Raw genomic sequence first — 11,206 nt, 5'->3', positions numbered from 1 at the left:
CGGGTTGGAATCTCTACCCATCCGGTCCCAATGGCTCTACTTTAATTCTACCTACCTATCACCGGCTATTACTTTTCTACTGTCCTGGTCCTTTGCCGCTATAGGTTTGAAAGTAAAAATCTCTTTCATTCGAGCGGTTGGGTTAAGAGCCTTCCTGGGAGGAATAGGATTAGCTGTCTTCGCAGGGGTTATTTCCTTGCTTCTGGTCAGGTTTCTGTGGTTGCCTCTTAGCTCCTAGATTGAGAGTTTAGATGTCCCTTTCCTCAAACTATATCACACTTCCAGCGAGCGAGTCATTGACAGGGCTGTCCCCATCCTGTGTTATAATTAAACGTCAAGGGGCGCCTGTAGCTCAGTGGATAGAGCATCGGTCTTCGGAACCGAGGGTCGTGGGTTCGAATCCCTCCAGGCGCGCTGGTTTGTGAAAACTCAGCCGGCAGAAAATAGCGGGCAAAAAATCCAAAATAAAAATGCCAGGGAAGCTACGCTTCCCTGGCATTAACTATCATCGCAGGAGAAAATATTAGCCTTCTTCGGCAACCTTGCCGATACCCGCGGGGACTTTCTCGGCCTCTTCCGCCGGCTTCGTCGCCTGACCCAGTACCCGCTCACTGACTACCCTCCCGGTTTCCTCGTCCACTTCCCTTTCCACGTAGACCAGGGCATCAGCCAGGCACCATTTAACACACATCGGGATTCCCCCCTCCGGCATCGGTTCCCCGCACACGTCACACTTCAGCGGCAGACCTGAATCAGGTTCCTTAAAGAGGTCACGGGAAGGGCAGGACTGCCGGCAGAAGGAACATTCCCCGTATTCTTTCCCTTTAATCACAGTCGCGGTATGGCTATTACACTCGACGTCCGTATACGCCCCGGCCAGTATCGGGACGTACAGATCATTCTCCTCATCCCGGAATATCCGGATTCGGGACCTTTTCTGATTAACAATGCTATATTGCGGTTCGGCATGGTAGGCGGAACAAATCACCTCACACGCCCGGCAACCGCTGCATTTATCAGCGTCGATTCTTATCATCTTAATTAACTTTGTTGCCATTCTTCCTCTCCAATTTAATATTTATGAAAACCTCACCCCACCTCTATTAAAGCAGATTCAGACTGTTGACGCAACAACGCCCGGTGCCGCCAGTATTCCCCGGTTCTCCAGTTCCCGGCGCACGCCGTCCAGCCCCAATTCTGCCAGTATCCCGGCTGTGGGAATGCCACGCTCATCCCATCCCTTCAGTTCATAATAACGGTCAAGCCACTTATCCAGTAACGCCTGGTCAAATTGATGATAGGGAGGCTCGGCGGCCTTCTGGAAAAATATCTTCGGGATATTATCGTCCTTTCTGCTTATACCCTCCCTCACATTATAGGCCCGGGTCAGATTTATCACCCGCCTCGCCATCCTGGTTGCCTCCGCTTCATCAACATCCATACCAGTGGCCGCGGAGATCAAATCAGCCATCAAAGCGCGACTGTTTATCGGCGGGTAGGGAAAGAAATTCGTCCAGAAAAAACAAACGCCAAGCATATCGGTCATGGCCAGAATCTCTTCATTATAAACGGCAAACTGGCACAAACCCTCATAGTCACGTCCGCTCATATCAAAATCGGTCAGGAAGTACTTCTCAAACTCTTCGGGAAACTGGAAAAATCCAGCCTTGATGTATGCCTCCCTTTCTTCTCTCGGCAGTTGCCAGACCTGGTTCTGCGTCCCGCTCAAGCCCCGGGTGCGGTCTGCCTTGTCAATAGTAGCAATCGGCAAGGCAACATGAGGCTTGCCCCGAACATCAAAAGGCAGAGGTTCCAGCTTCTTGGTGTGATAGGTATAGTTTTCCGCGCTCTTACCAATCCGCTGCGCGGCCCGGTAGACCCCGTCAGCCAGGACATCGCCAATCCCCTCCCGCCGGACAATCTTCTCAATCAGGGAATAGACCGCTTCCGGGTTCCCCCACTCCAGCTCCATACCCCCGGTATCCGCTTCAGTCAAAATACCCCTCTGGTACAGGTCAATGGCAAAGCCGATGTAGTTAGCCAGCGAGATATCGTCCAGTCCGTGCTCCTGGCACAAACTGTAAAACTTCATTCCGTAGCCACAATCAATTATCCGGGAGTGAATCATGCCCGCCGAAGAGTGCTGGCACTTTATAGTGATAGCGTGCTCACCAACGGCGGAAGGGTATACCCACTTGCACCTGATGGGGCAATTGTAACAGGCCACCTCTCGGGCCTTAAATTTCTGAGCAAAATCGTTGACCTGGCGGGGTAAATCCTTGACCTTCTGCCGCACTTCAGCAGGAATATTGCCGCTGAAATGCCCGACAACCTCTATATTCCCGCCAACCAGTCCGTAGGTTATTGTCGCCGACTCGTTTTTAGCCGATTTCTCCCTTACCGGACCGGAACGATCCATAATCTGCTGACACAGCTCAACGAACCTGGCGCCATCAGCAATATTAATATCTTTGGTGCCGTGAACGGCTATCGCCTTTAACTTTTTGTCCCCCATGACCGCCCCCGGGCCCGCCCGGCTGGCACTGACACCATTGGTCCCTTCGATGCTGGCGGCAAAGACACGGTTCTCACCGGCAGCCCCGATACAAATGACTTCAACGCCATCCACACTTAGCTCCTCTTCAATGATTCTTCGAGTCTCGAAGATACCCTTGCCCCAGAGATGGCTGGCGTCTCGTATCTCAATCCGGTCATCATCTATCCATAAATACACCGGCACGGGGGATTTACCGGAAATAATGATTGTATCGTATCCGGCAGCTTTCAGCTTTGCCCCGAAAAATCCACCCATCGCCGAATATGCCTTGATGCCGGTCACCGGAGACTTGAAGGTAATGATGGTGCGGTTAGCGCTGGGCAGCATGGTACCAACCAGCGCCCCGGTACCCACTATCAGCAGATTATCCGGGGAGAAGGCATCAACCTCGGGGGGGACTCTATCCCATAATATCCTGGCGTTGGTCCCCTTACCCCCCAGTAAGGCCTCGACCGACTCACGTTTCACCGCTTCTTTCCAGGTCTTGCCCCGGGACAAATCAACTTCTAAATTAGCGCCAGCCCAACCATAAAACATCTCATCACCCGCATTGAAGAGATTCCCAGTTAAATTATATTGTCCTCCCCCGATTTGTGTCAAATTTTCTCCAGGTAAGAGCACGCCTGTCAATCTGTTTCCGGAAGCCGGACAGGACTTGCGATTACGAGCCTGACACCGTTTGACAAACCGGAAAAACAGGTGATACTCTTTATCCACCTGAAGCTGGAACAGTACCGGCGCCCGTGATGGGAGAAAACAGGCAAAACACGCTATAATAAAAGGGTGAAACTGTCCAAGGAGGACTCGAATGACTGAGAAAGAAAAAACCGTTCCCCTGGAAGAAGCCAGGGAACAGGTAAGAAAGGTCTGCGCCAGGCTGGGGCTTTTGCACATTGCCTTCGCCCGGACACTGGTCGATGAACTGGGCGAGGAGAAGGGGAAAGAGCTAATCTTAAAAGCCATCAAGGACTACGGCATTAGAATCGGGGAAGAAGCCAGAGCCGCGGCTAAAGCCCGGGGAGCGGATGACAGCCCGGCGAACTTCAAGAGTGACCTGCCCCTTTACGGGATGCATGACGGCGGAGAGGCAGTAGAAGTAGAAGGAGAAACCCGGAGAAGGGCTTACGGCTGTGTCATGGGCAAGGTATGGAATGAGCTGGGAGAAGGTGAACTGGGACGCCTCTACTGCTACGTTGACCCGGCAAAGTACATGGCTTTCAATCCCGACTATAAACTAATGCACCTGAAGGCGCTACCGGGCGGGGATGAATACTGTGAAATGGCGGTCAGGCCGACCACGGAGCAGGAGAGAAAAGACTTCGCGGATAAAGACAAGGACTGGTCATATATTGACCGGTAAAAGGTAACCCCGTTTCATCACCACGCATTATCCTTTGTCTAAATAATAATAGGAGGAAAGAATGCAAGAAGGAAGAGAGATTACCAGGGTAAGCACCGCGTTCAAACAGTACGAGAAGGACGATATCAGAAAGCTGGATGAGGTGTCACTGCGTGGTCTGCTCCACGAACGGACGCACCACAACATCGAGGTTCCCCTCTATTCCACCCTGGTCAAGTGGACGGGCAGGGCCATATCCGGCTTCGGCATGCAGGCCCAGATTGTCTTTGATGTCTGGCGGGAAAGAGGTTACCCGGAAGATGAACCTGACATCCAGTGGTGCAAGATGAACCTTGACGCCGCCGCCAAGGTCCGCGCCGGAGAGAAACCAGAAATCGCCGACCCTCTGCCCGAGCCTTTCTCCGAGGAGGAGATGAAGGTCGTGCACAAGCTGCTCTGGGGACGTCACTCCGTACGCGACTGGGTTAAGAAGGAAGTCCCCGACTGGATGATCAACAAGGTGATTGAAGCCGGTATCATGGCTCCCATCGGCTGCAACCTTGACGAGGTGCGCTTCATCGTCCTCAAGACCGAGGAGGAAAAGAGCTGGTGCTGGAGCGATATTTCGACCGAGAACGCGGTTATCATTGTCATCGGCTATGATAAAAGACCGACCGCAACAGTGGGACAGGACCTGCCCCAGGCTGTGCCGCAAAACCGTGGTTATGACTGCGCCGCAGCCGGCGACCACATGCTGTTGATGGCCCATGCTCTTGGCCTGGGCGGCTGTTGGCTGAGCAAACGGGGTGTGGAGAACGGTACCGATGTCAAGTTCAAGGAGAAATGGGGTCTCAAAGACGAGAACATAGAAATTGCCTTGCATATCGCCATCGGCTGGTCGGCAATAGTACCCGCCAAATCATCCCGGGCGCCATTTGAATACTACATGATCCGGAAATAAGACATGATTGTTCTCCGCAACTGAAACTCAGGGTATAACCTTGATAGATATTAGTAAGCTTTTTGATGAGAGTATCAGGGAGTCCGTCGGCTGCACGGAACCGGCGGCTATCGGCCTGGCCACCGCCGTCGCCTTCAACGCCATCCACGGCAGGCTGCCGGCGGACTATCGCGTCAAAAGGCTGAACTTATCTCCCGGAAAAATCGGACAGAGCATTGAAAACATAACGGTCAGGGCCAGCCGGGGGATATTCAAGAACGCCTTACAGGTAGGTATCCCCTACCGGCAGGGACTGAAGGGGCCGTTCAATGCCGCGGCGCTGGGCTTATTCTGTGACCCTGCCCGGGAACTGGAGCTATTCACCGATCTGGAAGAGGAGAAGGCTCAAGAGGCCGCTTCGTTACTCAAAGCAGAAAAGGTCGCGGTGGTCCCCATCCACGAATGGGATAATGTCCGGATTGAGGCGGAGGTTACCGCTGGCGGGAAAAAAGGAATAGCCCGCATCTCCGGAGACCATTCTAATATCTCCTATATCGAGGTTGAGGGGAAACCAGTATTTGAAAAGCCGGAGACTCCCGGTGAGCTTGACAAGTTGGCCGGAATCGAACGGGTGAGCGACTTTATTGAAATTATCGAGTCGGGGCTAACCCCCCGGGCAAAGGGTAAGAAAGCCCGGAAAAGGCTGGAAAAGGCGTTGAAGACCAACTTCAAGGCGCTGCTCAGCACGGAGGAGCTATTCATCAAGCTCAAGCGCAGGACCTTCGGGCTTGCCATGAAGGATTTTGCCGCGCAAGGAGACCTGGCCGGTGACTACGTAAACATAACCAGGGAGAAGGTCAGCCTGGCGGTAGAGGCCAGAATGGCCGGCTTTAACATTAAGGTAATGACCTGCGCCGGCTCAGGAAACCAGGGACTGGTAGCGACCTTACCCTTGATAATAATCGCCTGGTCTGAGTACAACAGGAAACACCCGCAAGACAGGATAGACTGGCAATCAACCATCGACTTACTGCCGGAGAGGAGCCCCGGGGACTGGGAGAAGCTGGTTAAAGCCACCGGGCTGGTCTATCTGATCGCCAACTACATGAGCCTGCGCACCGGCAAGCTCTCTGCTTCCTGCGGCTGCGATACCACTACCGGCATCGGGGTGACCGCCGGAATTGCTTACTACCTTACTCCCGAGTCCGCTGAGAACAGGACCGGCATCATCGGGCAGGCCATAAACCATATGGGAGGCAGCATCATAGGCATGATTTGTGATGGCGGTAAGGAAGGCTGCGCCTTAAAAGCGGCCGTAGCTACCGGAGTGGCCGTAGAAAGCGCCCTGCTTGCCTGCCGTGAACCTGATTTAGCCTATATCGACGGCATCGTCAACAAGGACGCCATGATTACCCTGCAGCGCATCAGCAGTATCTCCCGGGCCATGGCTGGCGCCGACCGGAAAATCATTGAATTTCTACAGGACACGCCTCTGCCCAACTAGTAGCTTGTATCACTTAAATTGTACCGCTCGTCATTGCGAGCGTAGCGAAGCAATCCGTTTCTCGGATAGCGGATTGCTTCGGGTTTCGCCCTCGCAATGACAGTTTTGGTGGCTCTCTATTAAACGAAGGATTAACTGTAACAGCGTAATAGGCCCGCTTTATTTTCAGTACAAGGAGGACACGATGGAAGTGAACGAACTGAAGACTGCCGTCAGCCGGGAGGTGGAGGCTAACAAAGACCGACTCAATGAACTGAGCCTGAAGATTCACGCCAACCCCGAGCTGGGTTTCCACGAAGTCAAGGCAGCCGAATGGCTGACCGCATTCCTCGAGGAAAACAGCTTTTCCGTAGAACGGGGTATCTGTGAGCTGCCCACCGCCTTCAGGGCCAGCTACGGGCAGGGAAAGCCGGTTATTGGCCTGGTGGCGGAATATGACGCTCTGCCCGGCCTCGGTCATGCCTGTGGTCATAACCTGATTTGCATGATGGCTGTTGGCGCCGCCATCGCTTCAAAGCTGGTGGTTGACCGGGGCAAGAAGGGCACTATCTCCGTGGTTGGCGCACCGGCTGAGGAGATTTGGGGCGGTAAGGCGATAATGGCGGACCGGGGAGGCTTCGACCACCTGGACACGGCAATGATGGTACACCCGGGGACAGCCAATGCCGTTACCACTCACGGACTGGCGGCCTGGCCGCTGAATGTCGAGTTTTTCGGCAAGTCAGCCCATGCCGCCGCTAAGCCGGAGGAAGGCATCAACGCTTTGGAGGCAATGCTGCTCTCCTTCACGGCCATCAATTCACTGCGCCAGCATATCCGGAGCACCGCCCGCGTCCACGGCGTCATCACTGACGGCGGCCAGGCGGTCAACGCCGTACCGGCGCACGCCGCCGGCTCCTTCCTGGTACGGGCGGAGGACATGAAATACCTCGAAGAACTGAAACAGCGGGTGCTGAACTGCTTTATCGGGGCGGCCACCGCCACCGGAGCGCGCCTTGAGTTCAAATGGGGGGAGGGGTACTATGCCCCCTTCCTCAATAATATGACCATGGCCCGCCTCTTCCAGCGCAATATGCAGTCGCTGGGACGCACGGTAAGGCTGGCCAGGCCGGGCAAGTCCTATGGCAGCACGGACATGGGTAACGTCAGCCAGATAGTGCCCGGCATCCACCCCTCCGTAGCCATCGCCCCGAAGAAGGTGCTTGGACACTCCCCGGAGATGGCGGTCGCCGCCGCCTCAGAAGCCGGACTGAAAGGGCTAATTGATGGCGCCAAGGCACTGGCAATGACCGCCGTTGACCTTTTCACCAGCGAGGAAACGCTCAGCCAGGTCAAGGCGGAGTTCCAGGCAGCCAAGAAGCGGGAGAAATGACGGGGAGATAATCTGAGAAAGCGCAGTTCCCGCGTGCTTATTGAACGACTGTCAATATACGGCCGGAGATTTAATAAGGTGGCTGACTGACAGGGAAAAGATATGCTATAATTCCTAACGTAAACGCGGGGATATAGCTCAGTTGGGAGAGCGCTGCGTTCGCATCGCAGAGGTTGGGGGTTCGAATCCCCCTATCTCCATTTCTTTTATAATCTATTTACAAAGTATTAAGGAGTGGTTTTTATGGTGGGCATTCAAGTTCTGAATTTTATTTTAGCCATCGTGAGCGTGGCAATGTTCATTACTATGTTTGTAGTCGTAATCAAAATCTGGAACTTCCAGAAAGCGATATTACGCTCAGGCGGCTACCCCACCGTGAGTTATTCCCGAGCCAAAAGAGATGCTGCTTTGATTCTGGAAGGAGTGGCCCCTTGGGACTACAACATGAATGAAATAATCGAAATCCTATCTCGATATCCTGGTGACCCAGAGGCGGACGACCTTACCCAGCGCTTAATCGCTCGGAAGAACGAATCTGATAGGAAGTAACTCAGCAACTCAGACCGAAGCTCAATTCGAAGTCCTTAGTAGTACCACCTATTGATACCTCAGCTCCATTTTCACTTGTGTTTAGTAAGTGTGCCACGAAAGTTCGCTTATCGCGTTGTTTTGCTTTCGTATGATTCAAGCAGGATAAACTTCCGGTTCTTTTGGGAATTACCCTAAATTATCAATAGGTGGAACTCATCTGATAGATACGGCCAGTTGCCAGATATGATGGAGAACGGGAAGACCGGGTACCCCGGTAAAATAGCAAAATTACCGCTAACTTCTCAGCGGGTAGACCTGCGCGCTACTGTCAGTAATACTGGAAGGCAATTCCCCGATTTGCCAGCCTTCCCCGGTTGTCTCCAGGTAGAAGTACTTCTTACCGTTGTGCAGGTAGTACGAGCCGGAACCACCGGCCAGGGCAACACCCACCGCCATGTGCCGGGCCTCTCTAAGCAGTAGAAGGGCAACATCATATCCCATCCTGTCGAGGAGAGCGGCTACCAGCAGCGATGTGTCTTCGCAGTCTCCCCCCCGGTCAAAAATTGTTTCTATGGGGTACCGCGGGTACTCATCGTAAGGGGTGGTTTCTTCATCAACCGTGTAAGGTAGACCCTGCACAAAAGCAATGACGAAATTGAGCTTTTCAACCGCGCTGAAATTGCCTTCCAGAGCGATGCTCTCGATGTGCTCAATCATCCGGTCAATATACAGGTCATCGCCGGGGTCTTTAGCCATCTCCACCCAGTAAAACGCGGATTCAGGCCTGGGGCGTTCCCGATATTCAACATAAAGTGACAGGGGGATTGGCAAGTCCCACTGCCAGGGAGTCCCCTGATAAATCCATTGATAACCTTGAGTTACATTGATGCCGAGTATTCCGGTGAGCCGCTTTTCCAGGGCGGATACCTCCGGTTCGATGGCGCCGAGCTTGGCTTGCAGGCTGGAGACTTCCGCTTGCAGTCCGGTTACCTGCTGCTGGTAGCGCGCTGTTTCCTCCCGAACGCCGCTCAGGTCCGTTTCCAGTTTTGATTTGGCCGACTCCAGGATAGCGATGCTGGTTTCCTGATTGGCAATAGCGCGCTCAAGTGTGGCAAGCTGTGCTCCAAGACTTGCTGCTTGTACTTCATAGCTTCTCACTTTCGGTTCGTAGATGGCATAGCCCGCGGCGTAGCCTCCCCCCGTACCGATAAGCCCGATTATTACACAGACTATGATTATAATACTTGTACTCTGTTTCATAGTATTTGCCTCCGCTTTTCCCCAACCAGCCCCACCATCATCGCTTCTCTCAGAGTGTTCACCGGTATAATCTCGATGCCTTCGGGCGCCGGGCTGATTCCCGGGCCAGCTTTGGGGACCAGGCAGCGCTTAAACCCCAGGCGGGCAGCCTCATTCACCCTCCGTTCCAGCTGGGAGACCCTTCTCAGCTCGCCGCTCAAACCGATTTCACCCACAGCCACCAGTTCCGGGTCAACACCGGTATCACGAAAGCTGGAGGCTATGGCCAGGGCAATGCCTAAATCAGCCGCCGGTTCACCAATCTTAAGTCCGCCGGCGGCGTTTACCATAATATCCTGGTTGCCGAGCTTTAGCCCGGTCCGCCTGGACAGCACGGCGGTAATCATCAGCAGCCGGTTAAAATCGACCCCGTTAGCCACACGCCGGGGTAAGCCGAAGCTGGTAGGGTTGGTCAGCGCCTGGATCTCCACCAGCAGGGGGCGGCTACCCTCAAGGACAGGCACAATCGCTGAACCTACCGCCTCATTCCACCGCTGTGATAGGAATGCCTGTGATGGATTATCTACCTCAACCAGGCCCTGTCCCTTCATTTCAAAGACGCCTATCTCGTTGGTGGAACCAAAGCGGTTTTTGACACAGCGCAATAGCCGGTAAGCGCTGAAAGACTCTCCCTCCAGGTAGAGCACGGCATCGACAATGTGTTCCAGAGCGCGGGGGCCGGCAATAGCGCCGTCTTTAGTGACATGCCCGACGATGAAAACGGGTACTGAATTCAGTTTTGCCCAGTGCATCAGCTTTATGGTGCATTCCCGCACCTGGGTAATGCTGCCGGGGGCGGTACCCGGTTCGGGCAGGCAAACAGCCTGAATGGAGTCAATAACCACCAGGCCGGGTGATAGTTCCTCAAGCTGGGTCAGGATGACCTCAAGGTCAGTCTCCGCCAGGAGGTAAAGCCCGGTGCCTTTTATGCCCAGGCGTTCCGCCCTGAGCTTAATCTGGTGCTGCGTTTCCTCACCGGAAACATAGACAACTCTGCCCCGCGCCTGCGCTACCAGGTCTGCGACCTGAAGCAGTAAGGTTGATTTGCCGATACCCGGATCACCGCTGATGAGCATTAGTGAACCGGGAACCAGTCCACCCCCCACCACCCGGTTGAACTCGGCCAGGGGCAGTGGAAAACGATCGGCGGCTTCACCACTGATTTCGGACAGTTCCCGTGGCGGGTTACCTGCCGGGGCATAACGGGGGGCAGCAGTGACTGTAGCCTTTGTTTCCACCAGGCTGTTCCATTCCAGGCAGTTGGGGCAGCGCCCCAGCCATTTCAGGCTTTCCTTACCGCACTGCTGGCATACAAAAACGGTTCTGGTGGTCTGTTTATCTTGTCTGGTCATGGGGTCACTTTACTCCATTTCGGGACGATAACGCAATAAGACGCGGTTCTGTCCTTGCGAGACCATTCCGACGAAGTCGGAAGGCTTCCGCCCGAGTTCAGCGTTCGACTGAGCTCACGCCGAAGTCTCACGCCGAAGTCCCGAGGGCGAAGCAATCCATGTGGTGGAGAAGTTACAACCTCTCCCGGATTGCCACGTCGTCCCGATTGCATCGGGACTCCTCGCAATGACAAATATAACCAACTAAATGCAGAACCGCAGTCAGAGAAGTGTTTGACTTGCCCGGAGCCAAGGATTAAAATAATGGTGGAG

9 protein-coding genes and 2 tRNA genes are annotated in these 11,206 nt (G+C 54.1%); 7 read left to right on the top strand and 4 right to left on the bottom strand.

Features of this window, described 5'->3' with window-relative positions:
• Positions 1-341 precede the first annotated feature (341 nt).
• Positions 342-414 (top strand) — tRNA-Arg (locus tag Q8Q07_05810).
• 109 nt (positions 415-523) lie between these two features.
• Here Q8Q07_05810 and Q8Q07_05805 read toward each other — a convergent pair.
• Entirely contained in the window at positions 524-1,057 is a 534-nt protein-coding gene (locus Q8Q07_05805; GenBank protein MDP3879802.1) for a hypothetical protein, read from the bottom strand.
• 57 nt (positions 1,058-1,114) lie between these two features.
• Positions 1,115-3,094 carry an aldehyde ferredoxin oxidoreductase C-terminal domain-containing protein gene (locus tag Q8Q07_05800; GenBank protein ID MDP3879801.1) on the bottom strand — a complete coding sequence of 660 codons (1,980 nt, stop codon included), beginning with the start codon at positions 3,092-3,094 and terminating at the stop codon, positions 1,115-1,117.
• Positions 3,095-3,365: 271 nt separating this feature from the next.
• On the opposite strand from Q8Q07_05800, the gene Q8Q07_05795 reads away from it, so the two are divergent.
• The 6 genes from Q8Q07_05795 (at position 3,366) to Q8Q07_05770 (ending at position 8,261) form a co-directional block, all read left to right on the top strand.
• The gene (locus Q8Q07_05795) at positions 3,366-3,917 is read left to right on the top strand and encodes an L-2-amino-thiazoline-4-carboxylic acid hydrolase (GenBank protein MDP3879800.1); all 552 of its coding nucleotides are present in this window, start codon (positions 3,366-3,368) and stop codon (positions 3,915-3,917) included.
• Between the two features lie 61 nt (positions 3,918-3,978).
• The gene (locus Q8Q07_05790; GenBank protein MDP3879799.1) at positions 3,979-4,857 is read left to right on the top strand and encodes a nitroreductase family protein; all 879 of its coding nucleotides are present in this window, start codon (positions 3,979-3,981) and stop codon (positions 4,855-4,857) included.
• Positions 4,858-4,897: 40 nt separating this feature from the next.
• Positions 4,898-6,340, top strand: coding sequence for an L-serine ammonia-lyase, iron-sulfur-dependent, subunit alpha (locus Q8Q07_05785; GenBank protein MDP3879798.1), 1,443 nt, complete (start codon positions 4,898-4,900; stop codon positions 6,338-6,340).
• A gap of 184 nt (positions 6,341-6,524) precedes the next feature.
• On the top strand, positions 6,525-7,712 hold the full coding sequence (locus tag Q8Q07_05780) for a M20 family metallopeptidase (GenBank protein MDP3879797.1): 1,188 nt from the start codon (positions 6,525-6,527) through the stop codon (positions 7,710-7,712).
• Between the two features lie 127 nt (positions 7,713-7,839).
• Positions 7,840-7,912: transfer RNA gene (locus Q8Q07_05775), tRNA-Ala, on the top strand.
• A 43-nt stretch (positions 7,913-7,955) separates the two neighbouring features.
• Complete coding sequence (locus Q8Q07_05770) at positions 7,956-8,261, top strand: hypothetical protein (GenBank protein ID MDP3879796.1); 306 nt, start codon at positions 7,956-7,958, stop codon at positions 8,259-8,261.
• A gap of 276 nt (positions 8,262-8,537) precedes the next feature.
• On the opposite strand, the gene Q8Q07_05765 is transcribed toward Q8Q07_05770, so the two are convergent.
• Together Q8Q07_05765 and radA are read right to left on the bottom strand one after the other, a co-directional pair.
• A complete protein-coding gene (locus tag Q8Q07_05765) occupies positions 8,538-9,503 on the bottom strand; it encodes a hypothetical protein (protein MDP3879795.1) in 966 nt (321 codons plus the stop codon).
• Positions 9,500-10,894 (bottom strand): DNA repair protein RadA, encoded by a 1,395-nt coding sequence (radA, locus tag Q8Q07_05760; protein MDP3879794.1) that lies wholly within the window; start codon positions 10,892-10,894, stop codon positions 9,500-9,502. The genes Q8Q07_05765 and radA overlap by 4 nt, the downstream gene beginning before the upstream one ends.
• Positions 10,895-11,206 lie beyond the last annotated feature (312 nt).

It is taken from the genome of Dehalococcoidales bacterium (assembly GCA_030698765.1).
GTDB lineage: Bacteria > Chloroflexota > Dehalococcoidia > Dehalococcoidales > UBA2162 > JAUYMF01.
The sequence above is the reverse complement of the archived record's forward strand: the minus strand, read 5'-3'. Positions and strand labels throughout refer to the sequence as shown.